Here is a 26,018-nt window from a genome sequence, read left to right as displayed (position 1 = left end):
TAAAACTAGCTACTTTTGACTGGCTTTAATCTGGTTCCAAACATCCTCTAAACTTAGATATAACACAGGCACAACAATTAAACTCAACAGGGAAGAAGTGACTAAACCTCCCACAATCACCATCGCCATGGGTTGCCGCAATTCCGCACCAGTACCCAATCCCAAAGCGATCGGAATCATGCCTAAAATTGTCGAACAAGTGGTCATTAAAATCGGTCTTAACCTAATCATTCCCGTTTCTAAAACCGCTTCCTCCCGACTCCAACCCTGTTGACGCAATTGGTTAGTATAATCCAGCAATAACACAGCGTTTTTATCCAGTAATCCCAAGAGGAAGATAAACCCGATCAGAGAAATCATACTAAACTCACTACCCGTTACCAATAACCCCAACATTGCCCCCACAATCGCTAAAGGTAAACATAAAGCGATGACGATAGTTTCTAGCAGTCTTCTGAATAATAACCATAAAACTCCTAACATTAAAATTGTCGCTAGGATTAAAGTGCGACCAAAACTGCCCAAAACATCGCTACTTTGAGAAGAAGTACCCCAACGCTGTAAAGTTATCCCTTCCGGTAAAGGAATCCCTTCAATTTTAATCGCCGCATCTTCTAATCCTAAATCGGGACTAAGATTAGCACTGAGAAAAATCGCCTGTTGACCATTTAAACGCTCGATCGCCAAAAAATCCCCCCGCTCATTTAATCTAGATGATAGGGAAATATCCTTTAAACCAGAGATTTTAGCAGCCTCAACCCGCAATTTCTCGGCACTATCGCGCAATAGCTGCAAATTATCGCTTTTAATCGCAATTTGGATCGGCTTTTCCGCTTCCGTTTGCACAAAAGGAATGTCCTCGATACTGACATTCACCCCTCTAATTGGCGGTAAAATTTGCCGAATCCGTTGCTGCACGGCACTGGTGTGAGATTTACGATCGCTCTTCAGTGTAACGTGAATTTTGCCCCGATTCGGCTCACCGCGTAAACCGGCGATCATAAAAGTCGATTCCACTTCCCCATCCTGCAAAATCGGCGCTTCTAATTTGCTGCCATCGCGGATAGTGCGACGCAAAAGAAAACTTTCGGGAGAACTCGCTAACTGAGAAATCCAAGCGAAACTATCGCTAGAACTCTTAGCCGTCGGTTTATTAGGACTAATTTGCGTTATTTTCGGCAAAGGAGACGTATAAACCAGATTAAACTCGCCGCGATCGAGTCGGGGAATAAATCCCCTAGAAATAAAAGGAATCAAGGCAATACCCGCAAAAAAGGTAATTAGGGCAATAGCAATGACCAGCAAACGATGACGCAGTGACCAGTTTAAGAGCCGTCGATAGGCATTCTCAACCGGTCGCTTTTGTTTCGTCATTTTTGCCTGTGACTGCGGTTTCAGCCAATATACTGCCAAAACGGGCGATAAAGTTCGGGCGATCAACAGAGAAAAAATCACCGCAGCCGAGACAGTTAAACCGAAGGGTTGGAAAAACTGTCCCACCGCACCCCCCATAAAAGCCACGGGTATAAACACGGCAACAATGGTTAAAGTGGAGGCGGTGACAGCTAATCCGATCTCCCTTGTCCCCTTGAGTGCCGCATTTTTCGGGGTTTCCCCCGCATCGATTAAACGGGAAATATTCTCCACATCCACGATCGCATCATCCACGACAATGCCAATCACCAAAGCGAGAGCCAGCAGCGTCAGGGTTTCCAGATTAAAGCCATAGATGGCCATGATAATGAAAGTCCCCAAAAGAGATAGGGGGATAACCAGAGCAGAAATGATTGTAGCGGCGAAACTGCCTAAAAATATCAATATAACCAGCACTGACAGCAAAACTGCCAAAAGTAAATCATCGATCGTGCCTTGTAGGGCAGCGCGAATATATTCCGCTTGGGTTTCAGCTAAAATTATCTTGACATCGGGCAGTTTTTGTGCTATGTCTTTAACCAGTTTTTCTGCTTGAGCGGCCAGATCGAGACTATTAGCCGCACCTTTTTTGATTACCTGCACTGCGATTGCTTCTTGGCCATTAAAGCGTACCAGTGTGGGTAATGGTCGGGTTAAGCTTTTATGGGGATTATCTTCCCTAACTGTACCTTGACCGAGTAAATTAACTTTAGCCGTACCAGGGAGAGCTTTTAAGGGCGGAATTAAATTATCTTGGGCGATTTGGCTTAATTCTTCTAGATTTTTCTGCTCACTCACCAGCGCATAGGTGACTGTTGCCGACTCATTTAAATCAACGGGGATAACTTCTGTGGTAGCTTGAGGGGGTAAAGGGACTTGCGAGATAGCCTGTTTAACTGCTGCGGTGGCCTTGTCTAAATTTGTGCCAATTTTAAAGAAAACGCTGATTACTGACTGTCCAGGGGAAGTAGTCGAGGAAACATCGCGACGACCGGGGAGAGAGAAAAGAGGATTTTCTAGGGGTTTAGTTAATTGCTGTTCCGTGGTGATAGCAGTAGCTAAATCCGCTTGAGCGTTAATTATGACGACTGGAAAGCTTATATCGGGGAAAAGAGCGTATTTTAAGGAACTAAAAGCCAAAATTCCCGCCACGGCCACCGCTAACCAGAAGGCAATGGTTAACCTCGGGGCATTAATCGCTATTCGAGAGATATTCAGACGTTCTCGCCACGATTCTTTCATCTTTGTTGAATAAGTGGGGTGTGGGGTGTGGGGTGTGGGGTGTGGGGAGAATAAATAAAATAATCTCCTGAATCCTGACTCCTGAATCCTGACTCGGAGACTCCTAACCCAATGGTAGATGTTGGATTTTTGCAGAAGTTCTATTTTCCGACAAAGATAAGCAAAAATTATTTATTGACTGCAAAAACTTGAGAATATTTAAATTAACATTCCGCAATATTTATAAATTCTTAAGAATTAATTGAGAAAGATTTTTATTTAACAACGACGTTATCATGGTTACAGCGATTTGATAGAATTTCATAATGGGCTATTCTGTGCTTTTTTGGGCAGCAATGGTTAAAACCCTTGCCACACCTAGAAGATGATTCTAATTAAGACGGGTAAATCAGTCAATTTCGCCCACAACGATGATCTTTTTTTTGTGTAGTTTTATTGCAAAAAAAAAGTTTTTTTGACAAAAAGCACAAAGTATGATAAGGGAGAAGGGAGCCTGGAATTATGAATTGGGGAGAGTGATTGCCTTTATTTAGAAAACGGGTTTCTTCGAGAAACCCGTTTTCTGATAACAGTTAACAGTTATCAGTGTAGTTCCCCATCTCCTCGCAGGAGTCGCAATTCCCGCTCTCCTCGTAGGAGAGGGGGTTAGGGGGAGAGGTCAAATCATTCATTTCCAGAACTGATTCGCTACATTTCATCTACTAGCAATACATTTTGAGGAGTTAACTGTTTCCATTGCCTATCATTAGTGATAATGTAGGTTGCTGAATATGCGAGCGCTGTTCCCAGTTGAATCGCATCGGGTGTTTTGAGAGTGTATTGGGTACGAAGAGTGATCGCCTCATTAGCAATAGATAAATCGATTGGTAACAGAGTAATTTGGCTCGAACGGGTGAAATATGTCCGGTATTGTTCTACCAACTCCTGATTACCTATCCTTGCTGGATGGGTAACAATTTCGATAAAAGTGATCATCGAAGTGATAACCTTAACCTGATAAATGGAGACATCATAAAATAACTTTTCCATACAAGGAAAAAAGATGGGATGTTGCTCGAAAAAGTAAATAAAAGGAGCCGTATCTAAAAATACAATATTTTCAGGTTGTAAAACTATTCCCATGATGATCGCTCCTGCTGAATATAAGCATCTACATCAATTGATTGCCACATTTCTTGCCCCAATCCCGCCGCATCGCGGAAATCTAATGGCTTATCTTCTAACTCTGGTTTAGCTTGCAAAAACTTTGCAAAATCCAAAATTTTATTCGCTCGATCTTCAGGCATTGATTTCACGATTTTGTAAATTTCGTCGGCTACACTCATAAGTAAATTCTCTCTTGTCTATTATGGACATTTTACCATAGCAATTTCATCGGGTAGTGAACATTACGAGAAACCCGTTTTCTTGTAATAAATGTTAATTTTTGTGATAGCATCCTTGAAAAATTGGGGATTGTTGGCCTAAAACTGTTAGCAATAAACCTTTGCAGTTAATGTCATGACTTCTACCCTGTTGCCGAGCCTTCCTGCTGTTGACGATGTTTTGTTCGATTTAGCTCAATCTGATGGTTTTTGGGCGAATTTGACAATCGCTGTAGGTTAAGGGGGTGAGGTCATAACAATCCGTTGCCAAAACCGACTTTTCAGAATACAATAGATAAGAGTAGTCATTCATCGCTCAGATTAGTTAAGATGACATTACATGACTAATAATATTGACCATGATCGATTATTTAAGGAGTTAATATCCACATTTTTTGTCGAATTTATCGAGTTGTTTTTCCCTCAATTGATAGATTATTTAGATAGGGACTCGATTACTTTTTTAGACAAAGAAGTATTTACCGATGTCACGGAAGGAGAAAGGTATGAAAGCGATTTAGTCGCACAGGTTAAGTTTCGAGGAAAAGAATCTTTTTTTCTGATTCATCTGGAGGCGCAGGAAAGTTCCCGCAAGTGGTTTAACCGGCGAATGTTTACTTATTTTGCTCGCTTTCATGAGAAATTTGTTCTCCCGATTTATCCGATTGTAATTTTTTCTTATTCAAAGCCAAAAAGAGAAGCGATTAGTCAGTATGTGGTTGATTTTCCCGATTTTAAGGTATTAGAATTTAACTATCAAGTAGTGCAGTTAAATCGATTAAATTGGCGAGATTTTCTTAATCAACCGAATCCGGTTGCTTCAGCTTTGATGGCTAGGATGAACATTGCCGAGAAAGAGCGAGCCAAGGTAAAAGCGGAATGTCTGCGCTTGTTAATTACTTTAAGGTTAGATTCAGCGAGAATGCAATTAATTTCCGGATTTATTGATACATATCTCAATCTTAATCCAGTGGAAGAGAGACAATTTCAAGAAGAGATTAGCACATTTAGTCAACCTGTACAGGAGGGAGTTATGCAAATTACCACCAGTTGGATGCGTCAAGGTATCGAACAAGGTATCGAACAAGGTATTGAACGTGAAAAGACATTGATTCTTCGTCAACTTAAACGCAAGTTAGGGGAGATTAATCCTTCATTAGAAACTAAAATTATGGAGTTAAGTATTGATGATGTCGAAGCATTAGCAGAAGCTTTATTCGATTTCTCTACAGTTGAAGATTTAATCAATTGGTTAAATACTTTAACTGCCTAGTTTTGACGTTAGCGATCGCATCTTCGCAACAAATGAGAAAACGGGTTTCTTTGAGAAACCCGTTTTCTTGTAATAAATGTTAATTTTTGTGATAGCACCCTTGAAAAATTGGGGATTGTTGGGCTAAAACTGTTAGCAATAAACCTTTGCAGTTAATGTCATGACTTCTACACTGTTGCCGATTCTTCCTGTTGTTGACGATGTTTTGTTCAATTTCGCTCAATCTGATGGTTTTTGGGTGAATTTAGAAAGTGCTTTTGGCACAAGTTGTGATGTGGTTAAAGCGACGCAATTACGACAACAGTGGCAAAGTCGAAATTTTGGTCAAATTCCCCCGATTGAGGTACTCAGTGATGAGGTTTTGGGGACGGCGAATGGTGCATATTCCAGCAGTAAGAATAAGATTTATCTATCAGCATCTTTTTTAAATACAGCTTCGTCAGCAGCGATAATTAATGTAATTTTAGAAGAAATTGGGCATTATGTGGATGCTCAAATCAATCAGACTGATAGTCCGGGAGATGAGGGGGCGATTTTTGCGGCATTAGTGCAGGGTGAGGTGTTATCTCCCACTGTATTAGCGGAATTGAAGACCGAAGATGATCAAGGTTGGCTAGAGGTAAATGGTCAAAACTTGGAGGTAGAGTATAACAACCCAACAGTGAGTTTATCCCTCACCTCACCCAGCACGGTTACAGAAGATGGACCACAAAACCTATTTTATGTATTTAGTCGCACTGGGGATACCACCAATTCCCTAACGGTTAACTTCACCGTCAGTGGAAATGCCACCTTTAACAGCGACTATGTGCAACGGGGAGCCGCCAGTTTTGGCACGACTTCCGGTAGTGTCACTTTTGCCGCAGGTTCTAGTGTGGTTATTCTCAGTTTAGATCCCAGTTCGGATGCCGTCAGTGATGGGAATGAAACGGTAGCACTAACCTTGGCAGCAGGGACGGGATATGCGATAGGTAGTAGTAGTGCGGTGACTGGCACCATTTTGGATAACGATGTGGCGCCGGGGACTGTGGTTAGGGGAAGTATTGCAAATGGATACTATGCGACACGGGATGAGGTTGGTAATACATATGCATTTGCGGCGCTAAAAAGCGATGGCTCTGTTGTCACCTGGGGTTACAATGACTATGGAGGGAACAGCAGTAGTGTGAGCAGCAGACTCACATCCGGTGTCACCCAGATTTTCTCCAATGGTTGGGCATTTGCGGCGCTAAAAAGCGATGGCTCTGTCGTCACCTGGGGTAAGTCGTTCCAAGGAGGGAACAGCAGTAGTGTGAGCAGCAGACTCACATCCGGCGTCACCCAGATTTTCTCCAATGGTGCTGCCTTTGCGGCGCTAAAAAGCGATGGCTCTGTTGTTACCTGGGGTTCCTCTGATGGGGGAGGGAACAGCAGTAGTGTGAGCAGTCAATTGACCAGTGGGGTGGTATCCTTTGCCGACCCATTTAATGACGATCGCCTGGTTCCTTCAACTTTCATCTACCTAGCTGTTTCTCCCACTAGTGTTACAGAAGACGGCACATCTAACCTCATCTACACCTTCAGCCGCACTGGTCCCACTGCTAACACCCTCCTTGTCAACTACACCATTGGGGGTACAGCAACTAATGGTATTGACTATAACAATATTGGCACAAGCGTTACTTTTTCTGCTGGGTCATCCACCGCTACAGTTACAGTTGACCCCACTGGCGACACCACACCAGAAGACCATGAAACCGTATCTCTGACCTTAGCTTCTGGAACAGGTTACACCATCGGCACCACCACTGCGGTAACAGGCACTATTTTTGACGATGACACGATTGTTACCCTTGCGGTTTCTCCTGCCAGTGTTACGGAAGACGGCACTACAAATCTGGTTTATACCTTTACTCGCAATGGATTCACAAGTAATGCCCTAACAGTAAACTACACCATTGGGGGGACGGCAATCAATGGCAATGATTACAGTAGCATTGGCTCAAGCGTCACCTTTGCTGCTGGGTCATCCACCGCTACCGTTACAGTTGACCCCACTGCTGACACCATAGGGGAAGCGGATGAAACTGTCACCTTAGCTTTAGCATCAGGAACAGGTTACACCGTTGGCACATCAGGTGCAGTCACAGGAACAATTACCAATGATGACCTCCCAACCATCACCCTGGCTGTTTCTTCCACCAGTGTTACAGAAGACGGCACATCGAACCTCATCTACACCTTCACCCGCACTGGTTCCACCACTAACACCCTCACGGTAAACTACACTATTGGAGGAACTGCAACCAACGGTAGTGACTACAATAATATTGGCACAAGCGTCACCTTTGCCGCTGGGTCATCCACCGCTACCGTCACAGTTGACCCTACCGCTGACACAACACCGGAAGACCATGAAACAGTGTCTCTGACCTTAGCTTCTGGAACTGGATACAACATTGGCACCACCGCTGCGGTAACAGGCACCATTCTTGATAATGACACGATTGTTACCCTTGCGGTTGCTCCTGCCAGTGTTACGGAAGACGGGACTACAAATCTGGTTTATACCTTTACTCGCAATGGATTCACCAGTAATGCCTTAACAGTTAACTACTTCATTGGGGGGACGGCAATCAATGGCAATGATTACAGTAGCATTGGCTCAAGTGTCACCTTTGCTGCTGGTTCATCCACCGCTACAGTTACAGTTGACCCTACTGCTGACAACAATTTTGAAGCTGATGAAACGATTATTTTAAGTCTCGCATCAGGAACCGGTTACACCATTGGTACGACGACCCCAGTAACAGGCACGATTGTCAACGATGATACGATTGTTACCCTAGCGGTTTCTCCCTCCACTGTCACCGAAGAAGGCACCGCCAATCTGGTTTATACCTTTACCCGCACAGGATCTATTGGCAACGCCCTCAGCGTCAACTATACGGTTAGCGGTACTGCCACCTTCAACAGCGACTACAGCCAAACTGGCGCGACAGCCTACACAACGACGACAGGAACAGTCACCTTTGCGGCAGGCGCAAGTACAGCCACAGTAACCATTGACCCCACGAATGATGCTGAAGTAGAAAGTGACGAGAGCGTTGCTTTAACCCTCGCTTCAGGAACGGGCTATTCGATCGCCACTACTAACGCCGTCACTGGCACGATTCTTAACAACGACGCACCGACAAACCTCATCCTCGCTAACCTGAACATTCTTGAAGATCAACCAGTGGGTACAGTGGTCAGTGAACTGATCAGTACCGATCCCGACACTGGCAATACCTTCACCTATAGCCTAGTCGCAGGGACGGGAAGCACCGACAACAACGCCTTCACCATTACCAATAACCAACTCAAAACCAACACAATCTTTGACGTTGAAACTAAAAATAGCTACAACATCCGCCTTCGCACCACCGACCAGGGCGGTTTGAGTTTTGATAAAGCCTTCACCATTGGCGTAGTCTCATCTGCGACGCCGACCCAAATCGTCACCACTCTGCAAGACATCACCAGCAGTACAGACGGATTTTTATCCCTACGAGAGGCTATTGCCCAAGCCAATACCGCTAACATCAATGTAGCCATCTTGTTGGGAGAGGGACGCTACACACTCGCCACCGCCGATGACCTTGACATTCAGCTTCAAGGCAAAACCCTAAGGATTCAAGGACAAGGCAAGGATCTAACTATTCTTGATGGTAACAGCTTGGATCGTTTCTTTGAAATTCATAGCGGTGCCTCTCTTATTCTTTCGGGAGTAACGATCATCAATGGACGATCAACCTCTGGAGGAGCCATCTACAACAGCGGCAACCTGAGAATCCATAATAGCAAGATTGAAAATAGTCAAGCCTTGGGTATTGACGGCGTTAATGGCACAAGGGGCAGTGATGCACGAAGTGGTAATGGGACGCGCCAAGGAGGGTATGGAAGTAATGGTGGCAATGGAGGTGATGTTGCGGGTGGTGCAATCTACAACAGTGGCTCCATGACAATTACCGACAGCACCATCGGTAATAACCAAGCGAAAGGCGGTCGTGGCGGTTTTGGGGGCAGTGGCGGCAGTGGAAGTTGGGCCGCTGGTGTCGGCAACTTTGTCGGCGGTCGCGGGGGTGATGGGGGTGATGGCGGTGATGGCGGTGATGCACGGGGTGGTGGCATCTTCAATGCTGGTCAGGCATCGCTCACCAATGTAGTCGTTGGCAGCCATTCCGTCACCGATGGAACGGGCGGCTCTGCTGGTTCAGGAGGCTCAGGTGGGCGCAATGCCAGTGGCTCTTTTGCAGCCCGTGGTAATCCAGGAACAGCGGGTATAGGTGGCGTTGCTTTAGGGGAGTTTATCTACAATTCCGGTGCAATCCTCAGCAATCAAACACTGAACGGGATTTTCAATGAGGGGGGATCGGTTGAAGTCGGCAATAACTGGGCTGTTACCCTCGCTGTATCCCCTTCCTCTGTCACTGAAGATGGTGTAACCAACCTCGTTTACACCTTTTCCCGCAGAGGAGGGCTGTCAACGCCTCTAACCGTCAACTACAGCGTTGGTGGTACAGCTACACTCAACACTGACTACACCCAAACCGGAGCCGCAACTTATACCGCGACGGCTGGCACTGTTACCTTTGCGGCGGGTTCAAGTACAGCGACCGTAACGATTGACCCCACCGCCGATAGCACAATTGAAGCCAATGAAACCGTAGTTCTCACCTTGGCACTGGGTACAGGATACGACATCGGTACCACAAGCGCTGTAGCGGGGGCGATCGCGGATGACGATTCTACCGTTACCTTGGCGGTCTCTCCCGGCAATGTCCAAGAAGACGGTACACCCAATCTCATCTATACCTTCACTCGATCGGGCAATACAAGCGAGGCCTTAACAGTCAATTACACAGTTGGCGGTACGGCTACTTTTAATACGGATTACAGCCAAACCGGAGGGACGAGTTTTTCCGCCACCTCTGGGACAATGACCTTTGCTGCTGGTTCTAGTACAGCCACTCTCACAATTGATCCTACCGTAGATACCACTGTAGAGCCAGATGAAACTGTTGCCCTTACCTTGACATCTGGTTCCTATAAAATTGGAACGACGAACGCGGTATCAGGAACAATTATCAATGACGATGCCAGTGTCAGCCTGGCTGTTTCTCCTAGCAGTCTTCAAGAAGATGGCACCCAGAACCTCATTTACACCTTCACTCGTACTGGTGTAACCACTAATTCCTTAACCGTCAATTACACCATCGGAGGGACAGCTACTTTAAATACCGACTACACTCGTACAGGGACTACCAATACAGTCACCTTTGCTGCTGGTTCATCCACTGCTACCGTCACAATAGACCCCACTGCTGACACAATAGTTGAACCCGATGAAACTGTTATTTTAACCCTCGCTGCGGGGACAGGATATGCAGTAGGTACGACTACTCCAGTTACGGGGACAATTAATGATGATGAACTCCCTAGTATTACTCTTGCAGTTTCCCCCGCAAGTGTCACCGAAGACGGGACAACAAATCTGATTTATACCTTCACCCGTAGTGGATTAACCACTAATTCCTTAACCGTCAATTACACCCTCGGAGGGACAGCTACCCTTAATACCGACTACACTCGTACAGGGACTAACAATACAGTCACCTTCGCTGCTGGTTCATCCACTGCTACCGTCACAATTGACCCCACTCCTGACACAATAGTAGAAAGTAACGAAACCGTCGCTTTAACCCTCGCTGCCGGGACAGGTTATACAGTAGGGACCACCACTCCAGTGACGGGGACAATTACCAACGCTTCTGCAACTGGACAATATGCTTCTAGTGTTATTGCTTTTAGTTCTCAATATTCTTCATCTTCATGGAGTGCAGAACAAGCTTTAGGTCAACCCAATACTTTTAGCTATGGAGATATTTCAACATCATGGGCCCCATCCACACGAAATGGTGATGGAGATGCACAAGCTGATGAATTTATCACCGTTGGTTTTTCTACACCAGTTTATGCTGACGGTATAGAAATTCGCGAAACCTGGGGAAATGGATTTGTCAGAAGCATTGATTTATTAGATAATCAAGGTGTTTATCACTCTATTTGGTCTGGAGTTGATCCTAGTTTACCAGGAAATCCAGTCAATTTTAGAGTCAATTTTCAGCCAACTAATTATCTGGTTGTTGGCGCAAAAATAAACGTTGATATTGATCATGATACTAGGACTTGGGAAGAAATTGATTCAGTTCAATTATTCGGTGTCGGTGATGTTATAAGTAATATCACCCTAGCAGTTGCTCCCGCAAGCGTTACCGAAGACGGGACAACAAATCTGATTTATACCTTCACCCGTAACGGAGTAACCACTAATCCCTTAACCGTCAATTACACCCTGGGAGGGACAGCGACTCTTAATACCGACTACACTCGTACAGGGACTAACAATACAGTCACCTTTGCTGCTAATTCAACCACTGCTACCGTAACAATTGACCCCACTCCTGACACAATAGTAGAAAGTAACGAAACTGTTATTTTAACCCTCGCTGCGGGGACAGGTTATAAAGTAGGTACAACCACTCCAGTTACTGGGACAATCACCAATGATGATTTCTCCAAACTCTCCATCAATAATATCACCGTTGTCGAGGGTAAAGATAATAATGCCATCCTCACCGTCACTGTCAACAACCCCAATCCACAACCAATTAGCGTCAATTATACTACTGCACCCATTAACGCTACCGCTAATGTAGATTACACTAGCAAAACTGGAACTCTCACCATTGCTGCTAATACTTCTACTGCTACTATTAGCATCCCCATCCTCAATGATAACCTTAATGAAGCAAACGAAACTTTTGCCATTAACCTCAGTAATCCCGTCAATGCAACTCTTACCAATAACAAGGGAATTGTCACCATCAGCGACACCTTAAACGCTAATGTCACCACTACCCTACCTGCTAATGTGGAAAATTTGACCCTAACTGGGACTACAAATATTAACGGGACAGGTAACGCTGCTAACAATATCCTGACGGGTAATAGTGGTAAAAATACCCTTACAGGAAGTGCGGGAAATGATACCCTTAATGGAGGCACAGGAATTGATACCCTCATCGGTGGTTTAGGAAATGACACCTATCAAGTTGATACTACTACCGATACCATTACAGAAAATGCCAACCAAGGTACAGATACTGTTCAATCATCGGTTACTTATACCCTGGGAAATAACTTAGAAAACCTCACGTTAACTGGTACTACAAATATTAACGGAACTGGTAACACCTTAAATAATATTATCACCGGTAATAGTGGTAACAATATCCTTAATGGTGCAACAGGAATTGATACTTTGGTAGGTGGTTTAGGGAATGATACTTATCAAGTTGATACTACTACCGATACGATTACGGAAAATGCCAACCAAGGTACAGATACTGTTCAATCATCGGTTACTTATACCCTCGGTAATAACCTAGAAAACCTCACCCTCACTGGTACTACAAATATTAATGGAACTGGTAACACCTTAAATAACATTATCACCGGTAATAGTGGTAACAATATCCTTAATGGTAGTGATGGGAATGATACCTTGATTGGTGGTACTGGTAACGATACCATAACAGGGGGTGCGGGTGGCGATAAATTCACCTTCAACAACCGCAATGAAGGGATTGACACAATTACTGATTTTCTCTCCAGTCAGGGGGATAAAATTACTGTCTCTGCTGCGGGTTTTGGCGGTGGTTTAGCCGCAGGAGTTCCCCTTACATCTGCTCAATTTGTGTTAGGAACAACTGCATTAAATGCCAGCAATCGCTTTATTTATAATACAATCACTGGAGGATTATTCTTTGATGGGGACGGGACAGGTACACTAGCAGCTATTCAAATTGCAACTCTTAGTTCTAAACCCACTCTTACCGCCTCTGATATACTTGTATTAGTTTAATCTTAATACAGCTTGTAGGGTGCGTGTTTGCGGTTAAAAAGGTCTGTAAGCGTTTTCAACACCCTAGGAGAGGGGAAAGGGGAATTATGAATTATGAATTATGAATTGGGGAGAAGGGAGAAGGGAGCGGGAAGAAGGGAGAGAAAAAGCTAATAACTGATAACTGTTTACTGATAAATGATCACTGATAACTGCTATTCATACAAAATCTCATCAAAACAAGCTTCTCCCACACTGGATAAAGTCCTAGCGGCAGCCTTATCGGTTTTCGACTTCTGCACGAGGGCGCGGAATTGCTGTAGATTGTAACGAGCCTGGAATTTTTTAATCGTGCAGTCGCATAGATCTTTTGCCACATCAGCAGCTAATCCCTCCCCACGCGCTCTTTGTAAACATTCTTGACGATAACTGTCGAAAGTAGCGGCAGTATTAGAACTTTGGCTAAGGTAAACGGCATTATTAGCCTTTACTGGCAAGGATAAAGCCAATAAACCGATAAAAGTTAGTAAATATCCTGGATTTCTCATCATAATCGCTTTTTAAAGCCTAAAATACCCCACTAGATTAGAGAACCGCTCCATAAATTATAGATCGATCGCTTGACCCTTGTATTCCACTCTTGGCAAACTGTCATCTGTTATGCTAATATGAATAATGATTGATCGGCGCCATCGCCAAGTGGTAAGGCAGAGGTCTGCAAAACCTTTACCCCCAGTTCGAATCTGGGTGGCGCCTTGGCAAATATCGGCAATTTTTTTTCTGATTGCCTTGTCTAAATGAAGGTTTAGCAAGGTTTCACTTGATAGGCTGCCACTAAATAGCGAAAAATATACTCGACTATCTCTAAATAATTCTCGGTAGTTTCTAGAGACTCACCCCACACCGTCACGCCATGGTAGGAAATCAGTAAAGCGGGAATTTCTGGGGGGAAAGTTGATAATCTACTTTCTATTTCTGCGGCAATTTTCGGCACATCGAGATAGTTAGCAAAAACCGGCATAAATACTTGAGGATTTTCTACCCAAATACCTAAACCTTTCAACATTTCTAAGGGAGGTAAAGATAACTTGTCCTCACGAGCAAAACGGGAAACTAAATTCGCTTCCACCGAGTGAACATGATAACAAGCTTGTGCTTCGGGAAAGAGACAATAAATCACCTGATGAATGCTAGTTTCTGCCGAAGGACGATTATCCAGATGAGCTAATTCCCTGACTTTTCCCGTCAGATCCACGCGCACAAAATCCTCTTCTGTGAGTTTACCTTTACTTTTGCCACTGGCAGTAATCCAAAAACTATGATCATCAACTTTAGCGGACAAATTACCTGCCGTGCCAAGCATCCAACCCAGTTGATAAAATCTTCGGGCAGCTGCCACTAGAGATAAACGAGGATCACTCATGGTTTTTAGAGATATGGTGGGTAGGCAGTAACTATTATAACAAGTTGAAGCCAGCAGACGACCCACTCCTCAGCATAGCGGGTTGAGGTAGTTTATTCCGGATAATCTCGCTCAAAACTAAAGCCAAGGCAGAATAGAGTGAGGAACCGGTGAGTCAAAAAGAAAATTTAACCGTGGCAATGTGTTGGGAGTGTGTTAGGTTAAAGATAATTGCAGCTTTGATGAATCGAGGGTTGAGCCGTGAATAACAACTTTTTCCGCAGCTATTCTGTCAATGATTCTGGTTTGGGTTGTTTCTTATCTTTGATTTTAGTCGGATTGTTGTTAGGCTCGATCGGACTAGGTTGGTTAGTCAATAGTTTTTTAATTCTCGTGGCATTCCTAATAATTTCCCCCGTCATTGCTTGGGGGATTTTTCGCTGGTGGTTACGACGCAATTTAGTTGAAGATAGCTGTCCTGTCTGTAGCTACGAATTTACGGGTTTTAATCGCACGGAATGCCAATGTCCTAACTGTGGTGAACCATTAAAAGTGGCAGGGGGTAAGTTTATTATTCTCACCCCTCCCGGTACGATCGATGTACAGGCGATCGAAGTACCTAGCCAACAGTTAGAAGATTAGGGTCAAACCATCACCATCTAGGCACGCGCACCAAACTGAAAGCGGGGGTTCTGAATTTTAACAATAACAGCAGTCCCAGCAGGTGAATTGACCAATGAACGAGAACTAAGCCCCAAATAATTGCAAAAATCAAACTACTAACGGCAAGAGCTTTAAAAATATCATTATCGGTCTTTTGATACCAGAGAAGACTAAGGAAGGAAAGCAGTAGGAGTAGAAGCGGAAAAAGTGGGGAGAACATGGGGATCACCATTGGGTGAGGGGACTGTTTTCACATCCATAGCCTATCATTTTCCCTTGACGGCTACGGGTAGCAGCGGTTACATTCTTCCCTATTTGTCATAAATCTTTAGAATCAAATTAAAAAGTTTACAAGCCAGTCTTTTAGCCTAAAGGTGGCGCGACAATCATCCTCATTGTAACGTAAAATAGCCGCCAATAAAGTCCGATCTCCTGTTTTTAACCACTGGTCATACCACCAAACGCATTGATCCCCGCTTACTCCTCGATCGCGCCATTGAAAGCCAATCCAGTTAGCCAGGGATTTTAAAGAATAACTTTCCACGGGAAAAGTTACCGAGTTAACTACATGATAGTGCAGATCAAAACAGCGAGAAACTAACTGATTAATCAAAGAAGAAGGGGTTTTATAAAGATAACCTAATCGTTTAATTGTTTCCACTTCGTACTCAGAAAAGTGAAAAATTGGTGCTTGATAATCCTGCATGACTAAGGTTAAAAACTCCTGCCAAATCCTGCCTTCATCTTCTGGCTTTTCTGCCAAAAAGGGATAAAATTGCTGGGTATTAACCCGATAATCAACGCGTAAAACCCCCAAAAGATAATCTAAATTCTGTTCTGGTTCCGCTTCGATATCAAAATAAAATTCAATCTCGGCCCTCGGTAGGGGGGACAAATAGGCAGTTTTGCCGTTGCTTTTGCGAAAGGCCCGATTTTCAATAATTGCTTGGGCCTGTAATTGTAACTGATTAGCCACCTCTAACCCCATCCCCTCCCGCGTACGAGTAGGACAGGTAAGTGCCAGGGATTCCATGGTGGAAACCCCCAAAGACTGTAAAAATTGGTAACGACTGGGAGTTACCCCCGGGACTAAAGAAAGATGTTGACTCGCTTGGGCGATACCATAACAGTGACTATACCAATGACATAAACTGCAACGCTGACGCGAGATGAAAACTTCTGGTTCTTGCCGATTAATCACCATTTCGCCGAACTTTTTGATTATTTCCTCTAGTTTAGTTAACCAGAGATTCAATTCCACCCGATAGCGATTATGACGACGTAGGACAATTTCGGCGTAATTGGGAAAAACTCCCTGCATACTGGCTAATAAATAGGCGTAAAAAGTAGCCAGCATCTTATATTCAGGCTTAGGACGGCGACCGAGTTGAATATTGAGGGGATAATAAATCCAATCGCCAAATTTCGACTCTCCTGTCTGTTTAATTAATAAATGGGGGGAACCGGTTAAAGAGACGGGATAGCCGGATTGTAAAAGGACTCCGTGATAAATACAGGGTACCCCCTGACCCATCAAAGCTTCCGTTTCCCTAGCGGCGGCCAAAATATCCGTGCTGGGAGTAGTCAAGGAACAATAATCCGGATAGGAGTCTTGCAGGACTTTTTTAACGTGACTTTGACTCTCCTGACGCAATTTAAGCAAAAAATCTCGCTCAGGGTCTTTTTCTTGGCTATTGCCGTAGAGATTTAAAAACCCACGGCGTTGACAACGTTGGTAGTCTAGAAGTAGATCATCGGTCAGTAGCATTATATACAAGGAGAAAAGTTGAGCTTTCCTGGACCAGTGAGTTGACACTCCCATCGCAATCATGCGAGGGATTCTTGGTTGATTGACTTAAGCTGTCTTGGTAGGAGTTCGGTGAGGCTCACTCGAGCCGTATTACTACCAACCAAGATAGAGCTTAAATCTCCCCAAACCGAGCGCAAGTCGAGGTGCCAGTTTCCAATATGCCCTATCGTAGCTTTTTTGAGTATATTTAATGGCGCCATCTTGTCCCTATCTTCCATATACCCACACAAACAAACATGAGTTCTGACTGATAGAGACTTTTTGACTAAGCGACCACAGTTAAGGCATTCTTGACTTGTATAGGCTAGATTAACTGCAATAGTTAATCGGCGATATTTAATACCAAAATACTCAAGCCATTTTCTTAATGGCGACCAACCTGCGTCATTAATACTCTTGGCTAGTTTTTGATTACGCACAAGGTTTTTGACTTTTAAATCGACCTGAGCTATCAAGTTGTTTGACTGAATTAAACGGAGTGCCAATTTTTTAGCAAACTCTTCTCGCTGCCTACTTACTTTAAAATGTCCCTTGGCGTACTTTTGTCTAGCTTTTTTGTAGTTATTGACTGCTTTTGTCTTCTGTTAAACTTTTTCGACTTTCTTCTATTCAGTTTATTAAGGCGTTTTTCTGATTTTCGATAATACTTAGGAGGCTCTACTGTATTCCCGTTGCTGTCAGCATCAAGATCTTTTAGTCCCACGTCTAAACCTACACATTTTTTAGTAGGCTCTAATTGTGGGGTTATATCTCTAATATCGAGTTTTAGCATTAGCTGGCAGTCGAAATGTGTCGAAGTGCTGTTCTATACTGGTTGGCCTTTCATCCCTCGGTAAAACCCTGTCCATTAGTCACATCTTTCTTAACATTTCAACCCTTTGTACCACAGCGCTTTCAAGATTCGGTTAACAATCTGTAATATTCCTTGTTGACACCCTTACTGACAAAGAAAAAACTGAAATCAAGTCAGGATAAGGGTTGGAGTGCTTACTGACAAAATTGTTAAGAAAGTTATCCATAAGGGATAGGGTAAAACCGAGGGTTCCTTCAAGCCGACATTTTAGGTAAATATTTAGTAAGCAGAAATTAATCATCCCTCTTCGGTCTTAATCTTAAGTAACAGTGAAAAGTTCTAGCGGATTGGGTTAAGATCGAGACGTAACCCGAAAAAAATTGCAACAGGAATCGGTGGAAACCCCTCCGGTGGGTTATTAACGAAAATTTTTTTACTGGCAATCCCTATGAACTATCATCCGCCCTCACAGCCCCTGCCCGCCCCCTGTATTATTGACTCTGGCGTGGTCATCGCTAAAGAAGATATGCGTCGTCTCCTCGATGATATCGGACGAGTTCGCTACATCCATAGTCTCGAAGGGGTGATTCAGAGTGAAGGAGAGGGATGGATAGTGGAAGTTTTCGCCGATTATCAGCAAAGCACCCTAGTTGCTAACTACAGTCTTTATCTGAATACCTATAGCTTCGATTATCTGCGTCTAACCCGCTCTCCCGACGGTGAAACCTATTTTGATCTGGTTCAAGACAATCGGCAATTACGGCTAATTCCCCTGAGTAATCCACTGCAAGATCCCGATATGAAAGCCCGTCTCAATGCCGATACCCTTGAAGCTATGGTTACTCAGGTTCTTTCTGCTAAGTGGGATGTGCAGTTTGAAGACGAAGACGACAACGATTGCCCCTTTTAGGCAGCGAGCAAAAATACTGATAACTGATAACTGATAACTGAAACAGTGGGATTTTCCTTTGAATTAATCGCCCAGTGTCCCCAAACTGGTGCGCGGGTTGGGGTTTGGCATACTCCCCACGGACCGGTAGAAACACCCCGTTTTATGCCTGTGGGAACTTTGGCCACGGTGAAAGGTTTGACCCCCGCTCAAATCGCCAGCACGGGAGCGCAAATGATTCTCGCTAATACCTATCACCTGCATCTGCAGCCCGGAGAAAGTATCATCGAGAAAGCGGGAGGTTTACACGACTTTATGGCATGGAATCAGCCAATATTAACAGATTCGGGTGGATTTCAGGTATTTAGCCTCAGTCAACTCCGGCAAATTAAAGAGTCGGGAGTCACCTTTCGATCGCCCCGGGACGGTAGAATAATCGAAATCACGCCGGAAAAATCGATTCAGATTCAAAATGCCCTCGGTGCTGATGTGATTATGGCCTTCGATGAATGTCCCCCCACGGGAGTCAGTCATGAGACCATGAAAGCATCTATAGAACGCACCTATCGCTGGTTAGAGCGCTGTCTGACGGCCCATCAACGACCTCAAGAACAGGCTTTATTCGCCATAGTACAAGGGGGAATCTATGAGGATTTACGGGCAGCGGCGGCGGAATCTTTAGTAAAACTCGATTTACCCGGTTATGCTATCGGTGGCGTGAGTGTGGGGGAAGAAACGAGCCTAATTCATCGCATTGTCCAGATAACTGCCCCTTTACTCCCCGAAAATAAACCCCGTTACCTGATGGGAGTGGGAACCTATCGAGAAATGGCCAAGGCGATCGCTAGTGGCATAGATCTGTTTGATTGCGTTATTCCCACCCGTTTTGGTCGCCATGGCACAGCTTTGGTGCGGGGAGAGCGTTGGAACCTCAAAAATGCCCGTTTTAAGGAGGATTTCGCCCCTTTAGACGAGACTTGTCCCTGTTACACCTGTCAACACTTTAGCCGTGCCTATCTGAATCATTTAATTAAATCGGGGGAAATGTTGGGTTATATTCTCTTATCTCTGCACAATATCGCCGAATTAATCAGATTTACCCGTGAAATTCGTCAATCTATCTTAGGGGGGACTTTTGCCCAAGATTTTGCCCCTTGGCTTGAGGATGCCGTAGATGTTACCCCAACGTGATAAAATTTCAGGAAACGTTTGAAAATTTTCTTGTCAAGGTAGATAGAGAGATGGAAACTGCACTTTTGTTCGCCAAATTGCCGGAAGCATACCAAATTTTCGACCCCCTAGTCGATGTGTTGCCCCTGATTCCCCTATTTTTCCTCTTGCTGGCCTTTGTTTGGCAAGCATCCGTCGGTTTTAAATAAATCGACTTTCAATTATCAGTTATCAGTGAGCAGTTATCAGTGATCAGATTTGAGTTTTAAGTGAAATGACATCTTTTTACTGATTACTGTTTACTGAAAAAGCTTCCCAGATTAAAACAAAGTCCCGGTTAAATCAGCACCAGTTAAGTCCACATCTTCTAAAATTGCCCCGCGCAAATCCGCATAACTGAGATCCGCACCCCGGAAACTGGCCCCGGTGAGATCGGTGATAAATCCGTCTCTTTCGGGACTAGCACGAAAATTAACCCGGCAAAGTCGGCAATCAGCGAAATTGGCTCGATATAACAGGGATCCGCTCAGATTAGCATAGTTGAGATCGGCTCCGCAAAAGTTAGTTTTGCCCAAGTCCGTGCGTTGGTCGGAAGTGGAGCGAAAATCCGTATCGATTAATAGGGCCTGCTGGAGATTAGCACTGTTGAGATTAACACCGTTTAAGACGGCTTTGGTTAAATAAGTGGCTTCTAAATTGGCTTCGATGAGATTAGCTCCGCTTAGGTCCGCATCGCGTAAACAAGCTCGATAAAAGTCCACTTGACTTAAATCTGCTCCCCAGAGAATCGCCTCACTTAAATCCGCTTCCCTCAGCAGCGATCGCGCGAGGCGTATTTTTCCTAACCGGGCCTGTCGCAGATCTGCACGGCAAAAATCGACTTCTGGGAGGGAAATATTAGTTAAGTCGCCTTCCCGCAAATTAATCCCCTGAAAATCTCTTTCTCCCTCCCGATAGCGTTGACAAAGTTTTTCTACGAGCATGGAAATTTTTCCTTATCATAATTGAGGCAAAATGTCAAGGGTTTAGCGATTTTTATTTAGGGAGATGGAAAGCCGGCAGACTCTCGAATTCTCGGGCCCGTTGACGCATTTGCTGACTAATGCGATCGCAAACCACCTGACAGAGATCATAGATCACGGGGTCGGTAATTTGATAGTAAACGCTGACTCCTTGGGGTTGCCGCGAGATAATTCCCGCTTGGGTTAAAGCTTTCAGGTGTTTGGAGAGATTGGCTTGACCTAGTCCGGTAGCTTCAGCGATTTCTTTACCATTCATCGCGCCTAATTGCAAGCAACTGAGAATCTGTAGGCGACTGACTTCCGACAGGACTTTGAAATAGTCCGCCACCGAAGCGAGGACGACGCTAGAGGTTTGGGGGGAGAAACTGTCTAACATAGGTAGGTAATAAAGTGACCAGTTAAAAAGGCTGACAATAGGTGATCGTTTAAAACTTTATAACTATTGACTACTATAGTTTAACTGGAGAGGTAACTAGAGTCTAGTCTGCAAGCTCGATCGAGATTGGGTCATTCAGAAATCTACTGCTGCAAGAGTGCCTCCTGACTCCACCAACAGACTTTTTATCGCAAACCCTAACTATCACCGAGCATGGTACTGATTAACTGCCGGACAGTAGTGCTAGGATGGTTCTCTAAATTGCTTGGTAAAGCCCATTCTGAGTCAAGATAGGACATCTTCAGTAAATCTCTCACTTGTTTTGATTTAGCTTGTCCTGTACTTTGAGCAACCCCAAAAGCTTTATAAAGTTCTGTGGCCGAAATGTGGGGATTTTGAGTAGGATCGAAGAGAAAATTGACCATTCCTAGGGCGTGAGTAATGCCGGCAGCCCAGGAATTAGCCTTACCTTTTTCTAGGGGAGAGGGACGCTTACGAGCTAAAGTTGCGGTTAATTGGCGAATAAGTTGGGCGTATTCTTCATTAAGATATTTAGCGGCAAATTTATCGGTAATAGCGGTAATTTCTTGATATTTGGCCTGCATTGCCTTGGGAACATTTTCCGATTTAGGAACAGCTGGGGGCGTTTTTTTCAATGTTGCTGCCGCTTGCTGTTTAGCACTTTGTTCAGCATTATATTTTTCTTGAAAAGCTGTTAAACCCTCCTGACTGGTGATATCAAAACCCTGCTGATGCGCTTGTAACAGGAGATTTTTCATAAAACCGGCACTGTTGGGATCGTTCATCAGTTGACCAAAGCGATCGCCTAATTGCTCTAAATATTTAATAATAGCCTTAGCCTGAGTTAATTTATATTCTCGTCCCAAAAATTGCCAAAAACTAATTAATTCAGGGATAGCATCTTCGGTTTCCGTCGGATCGAGGATAGTAATTTTGCGTGGTAAAATCTTCTCCATTAAGATCTGCACATATGCTTTAGTCATGGTAGCAAGGGTATAACCTTCATAGAGATAGCCCAACTCGACAAAGGTAGCAATCCAACCACAACCTTCTTGTTTTTCTTGATAATAGGCTTCTCCCTCGGGCGAATTGATATATTCTTCGATCGCTCCAGTAATATAATCTTCTAGTAAGGGTTCGGCTTCATCGTAGTCCAAATTATCTAATTGTCGGATATTAAAAGTCATAACTCTAGTTTTCCTCCCAGGCTTTCCTTTAATTTTAGGGGATTAGCTGACCGACAGCCAAACTGACGCTAAAATAGTCTTTGCTGTCCGGGGTTGTTGCTTGCTCCTGACGGTGGTTGTAACCGGTAACTGAACATGACTTCGATTCGTCAACTGCATCAACAACTCGTTAATAAAGAAAAAACAGCCGTCGAAATCGCCACAGAATTTCTCGCTCGTATTCAAGCGATCGAACCACAAGTAAAAAGCTTTCTCCATTTAACCCCGGATTTAGCCCTCGCACAAGCCCAAAAAGTGGACGAGAAAATCGCCAGAGGTGAATCTCTGCATCTGTTAGCAGGTATTCCCATCGCATTAAAAGATAATCTCTGCACCAAGGGTATCCCCACCACCTGCGCTTCTCGGATTTTAGAGAATTTTGTCCCCCCCTACGAGTCCACCGTTACCCAAAAATTACGGGATTTAGGGGCAGTTATCGTCGGTAAAACCAATTTAGACGAGTTTGCCATGGGTAGTTCCACCGAAAACTCCGGTTATCACGTTACTGCTAATCCTTGGGACTTATCCCGGGTGCCGGGGGGATCTTCCGGGGGTTCGGCTGCGGCTGTGGCCGCTCAAGAATGCGTGGTGGCCCTAGGATCGGATACCGGTGGCTCAATTCGTCAACCGGCTTCATTTTGTGGCGTTGTTGGGCTAAAACCGACCTATGGCTTAGTTTCTCGCTTTGGTTTGGTGGCTTACGCTTCTTCTCTTGATCAGATCGGCCCCTTTGGTCGTACCGTAGAAGATGCGGCGATTTTATTACAAGCGATCGCAGGTTACGATCCCCAAGATTCCACCAGTCTCAATGTGCCGATTCCCGACTATAGCCAATTCCTGAAAACCAGTTTAAAAGGGTTAAAAATTGGCGTAATTAAGGAAACTTTCGGGGAAGGTTTGGATCAGGTGGTTGCTGAGGCAGTTAATCAAGCTTTAGCGCAGTTAAAGGCCCTCGGTGCCACAATTAAAGAGATTTCCTGTCCCCGTTTCCGTTACGGATTGCCCACCTACTACATTATCGCCCCCTCGGAGGCATCGGCGAATTTAGCCCGTTACGATGGGGTTAAATACGGTATTCGGGAAGATGCCGATAGTTTGATTGATATGTACACCAAGACTCGCGCCAAGGGTTTTGGTGCGGAAGTCAAGCGCCGGATTATGTTGGGAACCTATACCCTCTCGGCGGGTTATTATGATGCTTATTACCTGAAAGCACAAAAGGTGAGGACTTTGATCAAAGAGGATTTCGATCGAGCTTTTCAATCGGTAGATGTGTTAGTTTCTCCCACTTCACCGACCACAGCTTTTAAAGCCGGGGAAAAAACGGCGGACCCTCTGAGTATGTATTTATCGGATTTAATGACTATTCCCGTCAATTTAGCCGGTTTACCCGGGTTAAGTCTTCCCTGCGGTTTTGATGGGCAAGGTTTGCCAATTGGTTTACAATTAGTGGGTAATGTGCTGCGCGAAGATCAATTATTTCACGTCGCCCACGCCTACGAACAGGCCACCGATTGGCACAAACGTCAACCATCTTTTACAAATTGATACAATTGCCGGTGGCTATCTTTTGCCGGTAGCCATCAAGTAAAAATCAGCAACACCGAAAATCCCTCAAGCCTTCTCTTAATTGGGGACAATTTGCCAAAAAAGCGTTTACCTCATCATCCCACTCTAACGATTGAGATGAGCTGCTACAGCCAAACTTTGGCTTTTATAAATCACTTTGGTAAGGTCGAATCCAACACGGTGTTAGCTTGCTCCAACGTTTTGCCGTAACCAGTTGGTAAAGGCATCACGTTCTAATTCACCAGAGGCTAAAGCTAAAATGACTCGTTCTTGCTCATCTACAAAAGCATTAATCTCTAGTCCATTCAACACCAGAAATGTTTCCATTGCCCCATGACCAGTGCGCTTGTTGCCATCAAGAAATGGGTGATTCATCACAATTGAAAACCCCAAAGCTGAAGCTTTATCAACAATTGTCGGATAAAGATCCTGCCCACCAAATGTCATGCGTGGTTGAGCAATAGCAGACTCTAGAGAACCTAGGTCACGAATACCCATAGCTCCTTGGGACTGTTGAATAATTTGATCATGTAAATCGAGGACTTCCACTAATGTTAGATAGCGTATCATGCTAAACGACGATAAAGTTCAGCGTTTTTCTTGAGTACATAGCTTGATGCTTGAGTAAATTCGTTTTTAGGACCCACCAACCAATCTTCTATGCTGGCACTGAGTAAGTCTTCAGGGGAAACTTGGCTGTTCTGAGCTAACTGTTGTAATCGTCGAAACTGCTCATCTGAGATATTAACAGTAATGGAAGCCATCAAAAACCTCTCAATAGTCTAAATATTTAACATTATAACCTCAGTGAGATATTCCTCTATCTCCACCAAACGGACTTAAGCAACAACTGGCAGGGAGTAGTTATTTATCCTCGGCGTTCAGTGGAAAGCGTAGAGACGGCTCGTTATGGGGAGTTAATCAACTCAGGCAGGATTTTACGTTTTTATCTCGAGGAATTAAGAGAAGGGGAATCCCTGGGAATATCGATGTTACAATTAATTATAGCACCAACCGCCAGAGCGATCGAGCAAGGAAAACAATTAATTCCACGGATTAGACAAGAATTCCCTAAGTTCAAACAACAGCAAGAACTTTTAGAATTGATAGAGACAATCTTGGTTTATAAGTTACCCCAAGTCAGTAGAAAGGAGATAGAAGCGATGTTTAGTTTAAGTGATTTAAAACAAACTAAAGTGTATCAGGAAGCTTTAGAGGAAGGTAGAGAGGAAGGTAGAGAGGAAGGTAGAGAGGAAGGTAGAGAGGAAGGCCGACAAGAAGGCGAATTAGCGGCAAAATTAGCCTCTATTCCTCGCTTATTGGCCTTAGGATTAAACTTTGAACAGATAGCACAAGCTTTAGAATTAGAGATCGAACAGGTTAGACAAGCGACTCAAGGGGAATAGGAAAAGTTAAAACTTTGATAAATTAATATAATTGCTGGTGGCTATCTTTTGCCGGTAGCCATCAAGTAAATCGAAGAATAAAGTAGGTGGGGTTGAACGATAGTGAAACCCGAAATTTAAGTAATTGGGTTGGGTTTAGTCAAATAAATTCCTGTAAAATAGCTTCGATTTGTCCTTTTAGAGGAGGAATATCATTTTCAACAATATCCCAAATAATCTCTAGATTAATACGAAAATATTCATGAATAGTTAAGTTTCTTAGATCGCTGGCATCTCGCCAAGGAACTGCGGGATATCTTGCTTTAAATTCTGGCTCTTCGGTTTGTGTTATGCAATGGACGGGGGTTATAAGGGATGGAACCCCTATGTAGAAAGGCATTTAGCGATTTTTGTCAATTATTTTCGTCTAGAGCGAACTAATCAATTAAATCCCTTGCCAGATAAGGATTTAG

The 26,018-nt window shown here is 44.1% G+C and carries 19 protein-coding genes, 1 tRNA gene and 3 pseudogenes; 9 read left to right on the top strand and 14 right to left on the bottom strand.

Features of this window, described 5'->3' with window-relative positions; all coding sequences use genetic code 11:
* Positions 1-9: 9 nt before the first annotated feature.
* From IM507_RS07340 to IM507_RS07330, 3 genes are all read right to left on the bottom strand, one after another.
* Entirely contained in the window at positions 10-2,655 is a 2,646-nt protein-coding gene (locus IM507_RS07340; RefSeq protein WP_287636833.1) for an efflux RND transporter permease subunit, read from the bottom strand.
* 687 nt (positions 2,656-3,342) lie between these two features.
* Positions 3,343-3,777, bottom strand: coding sequence for a type II toxin-antitoxin system VapC family toxin (locus IM507_RS07335; protein ID WP_123231243.1), 435 nt, complete (start codon positions 3,775-3,777; stop codon positions 3,343-3,345).
* Positions 3,768-3,980, bottom strand: a complete 213-nt coding sequence (locus IM507_RS07330; protein WP_002738971.1) for a DUF2281 domain-containing protein — start codon at positions 3,978-3,980, stop codon at positions 3,768-3,770. Before IM507_RS07330 ends, IM507_RS07335 begins: the two co-directional genes overlap by 10 nt.
* Before the next feature lie 379 nt (positions 3,981-4,359).
* On the opposite strand from IM507_RS07330, the gene IM507_RS07325 reads away from it, so the two are divergent.
* Together IM507_RS07325 and IM507_RS07320 are read left to right on the top strand one after the other, a co-directional pair.
* The gene (locus tag IM507_RS07325; protein WP_123231242.1) at positions 4,360-5,292 is read left to right on the top strand and encodes a DUF4351 domain-containing protein; all 933 of its coding nucleotides are present in this window, start codon (positions 4,360-4,362) and stop codon (positions 5,290-5,292) included.
* A 160-nt stretch (positions 5,293-5,452) separates the two neighbouring features.
* The gene (locus IM507_RS07320; RefSeq protein ID WP_287636832.1) at positions 5,453-13,240 is read left to right on the top strand and encodes a Calx-beta domain-containing protein; all 7,788 of its coding nucleotides are present in this window, start codon (positions 5,453-5,455) and stop codon (positions 13,238-13,240) included.
* A gap of 194 nt (positions 13,241-13,434) precedes the next feature.
* Here IM507_RS07320 and IM507_RS07315 read toward each other — a convergent pair whose 3' ends face one another.
* Positions 13,435-13,770 (bottom strand): hypothetical protein, encoded by a 336-nt coding sequence (locus IM507_RS07315; RefSeq protein ID WP_036402579.1) that lies wholly within the window; start codon positions 13,768-13,770, stop codon positions 13,435-13,437.
* Positions 13,771-13,904: 134 nt separating this feature from the next.
* Here IM507_RS07315 and IM507_RS07310 point away from each other — a divergent pair.
* Positions 13,905-13,975: transfer RNA gene (locus tag IM507_RS07310), tRNA-Cys, on the top strand.
* 49 nt (positions 13,976-14,024) lie between these two features.
* Here the strand turns inward: IM507_RS07310 and mtnB are convergent.
* Positions 14,025-14,642: a methylthioribulose 1-phosphate dehydratase gene (mtnB, locus tag IM507_RS07305; RefSeq protein ID WP_024970145.1), complete on the bottom strand. Its 618-nt coding sequence runs from the start codon at positions 14,640-14,642 to the stop codon at positions 14,025-14,027.
* A gap of 240 nt (positions 14,643-14,882) precedes the next feature.
* Here mtnB and IM507_RS07300 point away from each other — a divergent pair, with 240 nt between their 5' ends.
* A complete protein-coding gene (locus tag IM507_RS07300) occupies positions 14,883-15,263 on the top strand; it encodes a hypothetical protein (RefSeq protein ID WP_123231239.1) in 381 nt (126 codons plus the stop codon).
* 10 nt (positions 15,264-15,273) lie between these two features.
* Here the strand turns inward: IM507_RS07300 and IM507_RS07295 are convergent, their stop codons facing one another.
* From IM507_RS07295 to IM507_RS07285, 3 genes and pseudogenes are all read right to left on the bottom strand, one after another.
* Positions 15,274-15,516, bottom strand: coding sequence for a hypothetical protein (locus IM507_RS07295; protein ID WP_002738501.1), 243 nt, complete (start codon positions 15,514-15,516; stop codon positions 15,274-15,276).
* Between the two features lie 102 nt (positions 15,517-15,618).
* On the bottom strand, positions 15,619-17,052 hold the full coding sequence (locus IM507_RS07290) for a TM0106 family RecB-like putative nuclease (RefSeq protein ID WP_002739370.1): 1,434 nt from the start codon (positions 17,050-17,052) through the stop codon (positions 15,619-15,621).
* Between the two features lie 59 nt (positions 17,053-17,111).
* Positions 17,112-17,872, bottom strand: a pseudogene (locus tag IM507_RS07285) (RNA-guided endonuclease InsQ/TnpB family protein); the annotation flags it as partial.
* Between the two features lie 463 nt (positions 17,873-18,335).
* Here IM507_RS07285 and IM507_RS07280 point away from each other — a divergent pair.
* From IM507_RS07280 to IM507_RS07270, 3 genes are read left to right on the top strand one after another with little or no spacing between them, the layout of a single operon-like run.
* On the top strand, positions 18,336-18,797 hold the full coding sequence (locus tag IM507_RS07280; protein ID WP_002738355.1) for a hypothetical protein: 462 nt from the start codon (positions 18,336-18,338) through the stop codon (positions 18,795-18,797).
* 45 nt (positions 18,798-18,842) lie between these two features.
* Positions 18,843-19,967: a tRNA guanosine(34) transglycosylase Tgt gene (gene tgt / locus IM507_RS07275; RefSeq protein ID WP_002747714.1), complete on the top strand. Its 1,125-nt coding sequence runs from the start codon at positions 18,843-18,845 to the stop codon at positions 19,965-19,967.
* A 50-nt stretch (positions 19,968-20,017) separates the two neighbouring features.
* A complete protein-coding gene (locus IM507_RS07270; RefSeq protein ID WP_002739211.1) occupies positions 20,018-20,155 on the top strand; it encodes a photosystem II reaction center protein K in 138 nt (45 codons plus the stop codon).
* Between the two features lie 111 nt (positions 20,156-20,266).
* Here IM507_RS07270 and hetL read toward each other — a convergent pair whose 3' ends face one another.
* From hetL to IM507_RS07255, 3 genes are all read right to left on the bottom strand, one after another.
* Positions 20,267-20,929: a heterocyst differentiation pentapeptide repeat protein HetL gene (gene hetL, locus IM507_RS07265; RefSeq protein WP_069474748.1), complete on the bottom strand. Its 663-nt coding sequence runs from the start codon at positions 20,927-20,929 to the stop codon at positions 20,267-20,269.
* Positions 20,930-20,981: 52 nt separating this feature from the next.
* Positions 20,982-21,344, bottom strand: a complete 363-nt coding sequence (locus tag IM507_RS07260; protein ID WP_002738764.1) for an ArsR/SmtB family transcription factor — start codon at positions 21,342-21,344, stop codon at positions 20,982-20,984.
* Positions 21,345-21,541: 197 nt separating this feature from the next.
* Entirely contained in the window at positions 21,542-22,552 is a 1,011-nt protein-coding gene (locus IM507_RS07255; RefSeq protein WP_123231238.1) for a DUF6398 domain-containing protein, read from the bottom strand.
* 135 nt (positions 22,553-22,687) lie between these two features.
* On the opposite strand from IM507_RS07255, the gene gatA reads away from it, so the two are divergent.
* Complete coding sequence (gatA, locus tag IM507_RS07250) at positions 22,688-24,139, top strand: Asp-tRNA(Asn)/Glu-tRNA(Gln) amidotransferase subunit GatA (protein WP_004161859.1); 1,452 nt, start codon at positions 22,688-22,690, stop codon at positions 24,137-24,139.
* 204 nt (positions 24,140-24,343) lie between these two features.
* Here the strand turns inward: gatA and IM507_RS07245 are convergent, their stop codons facing one another.
* Both IM507_RS07245 and IM507_RS07240 read right to left on the bottom strand, forming a co-directional pair.
* Positions 24,344-24,730, bottom strand: coding sequence for a type II toxin-antitoxin system death-on-curing family toxin (locus IM507_RS07245; protein ID WP_002738632.1), 387 nt, complete (start codon positions 24,728-24,730; stop codon positions 24,344-24,346).
* Positions 24,727-24,924 (bottom strand): hypothetical protein, encoded by a 198-nt coding sequence (locus tag IM507_RS07240; protein WP_002739031.1) that lies wholly within the window; start codon positions 24,922-24,924, stop codon positions 24,727-24,729. Before IM507_RS07240 ends, IM507_RS07245 begins: the two co-directional genes overlap by 4 nt.
* Positions 24,925-24,966: 42 nt before the next feature.
* Between IM507_RS07240 and IM507_RS07235 the strand changes: the two are divergent.
* Positions 24,967-25,566, top strand: a pseudogene (locus IM507_RS07235) (Rpn family recombination-promoting nuclease/putative transposase); the annotation flags it as partial.
* Positions 25,567-25,705: 139 nt separating this feature from the next.
* Here IM507_RS07235 and IM507_RS07230 read toward each other — a convergent pair.
* Positions 25,706-25,876: pseudogene (locus IM507_RS07230) on the bottom strand (HepT-like ribonuclease domain-containing protein); the annotation flags it as partial.
* Positions 25,877-26,018 lie beyond the last annotated feature (142 nt).

The organism is Microcystis sp. M20BS1 (assembly GCF_020245305.1).
In the GTDB taxonomy this organism is placed as follows: Bacteria; Cyanobacteriota; Cyanobacteriia; order Cyanobacteriales; family Microcystaceae; genus Microcystis; species Microcystis ichthyoblabe_A.
This window is presented reverse-complemented; position numbering and strand designations above follow the sequence as displayed.

Coding starts and splice junctions, on each gene's coding strand:
- IM507_RS07260 (WP_002738764.1), bottom strand. CDS start 21,344: ATGTTAGACAGTTTCTCCCCCCAAACCTCTAGCGTCGTCCTCGCTTCG.
- IM507_RS07330 (WP_002738971.1), bottom strand. CDS start 3,980: ATGAGTGTAGCCGACGAAATTTACAAAATCGTGAAATCAATGCCTGAA.
- IM507_RS07255 (WP_123231238.1), bottom strand. CDS start 22,552: ATGACTTTTAATATCCGACAATTAGATAATTTGGACTACGATGAAGCC.
- mtnB (WP_024970145.1), bottom strand. CDS start 14,642: ATGAGTGATCCTCGTTTATCTCTAGTGGCAGCTGCCCGAAGATTTTAT.
- IM507_RS07295 (WP_002738501.1), bottom strand. CDS start 15,516: ATGGTGATCCCCATGTTCTCCCCACTTTTTCCGCTTCTACTCCTACTG.
- IM507_RS07240 (WP_002739031.1), bottom strand. CDS start 24,924: ATGGCTTCCATTACTGTTAATATCTCAGATGAGCAGTTTCGACGATTA.
- IM507_RS07290 (WP_002739370.1), bottom strand. CDS start 17,052: ATGCTACTGACCGATGATCTACTTCTAGACTACCAACGTTGTCAACGC.
- IM507_RS07280 (WP_002738355.1), top strand. CDS start 18,336: ATGAACTATCATCCGCCCTCACAGCCCCTGCCCGCCCCCTGTATTATT.
- gatA (WP_004161859.1), top strand. CDS start 22,688: ATGACTTCGATTCGTCAACTGCATCAACAACTCGTTAATAAAGAAAAA.
- IM507_RS07315 (WP_036402579.1), bottom strand. CDS start 13,770: ATGATGAGAAATCCAGGATATTTACTAACTTTTATCGGTTTATTGGCT.
- hetL (WP_069474748.1), bottom strand. CDS start 20,929: ATGCTCGTAGAAAAACTTTGTCAACGCTATCGGGAGGGAGAAAGAGAT.
- IM507_RS07340 (WP_287636833.1), bottom strand. CDS start 2,655: ATGAAAGAATCGTGGCGAGAACGTCTGAATATCTCTCGAATAGCGATT.
- IM507_RS07245 (WP_002738632.1), bottom strand. CDS start 24,730: ATGATACGCTATCTAACATTAGTGGAAGTCCTCGATTTACATGATCAA.
- IM507_RS07325 (WP_123231242.1), top strand. CDS start 4,360: ATGACTAATAATATTGACCATGATCGATTATTTAAGGAGTTAATATCC.
- IM507_RS07335 (WP_123231243.1), bottom strand. CDS start 3,777: ATGGGAATAGTTTTACAACCTGAAAATATTGTATTTTTAGATACGGCT.
- IM507_RS07320 (WP_287636832.1), top strand. CDS start 5,453: ATGACTTCTACACTGTTGCCGATTCTTCCTGTTGTTGACGATGTTTTG.
- IM507_RS07270 (WP_002739211.1), top strand. CDS start 20,018: ATGGAAACTGCACTTTTGTTCGCCAAATTGCCGGAAGCATACCAAATT.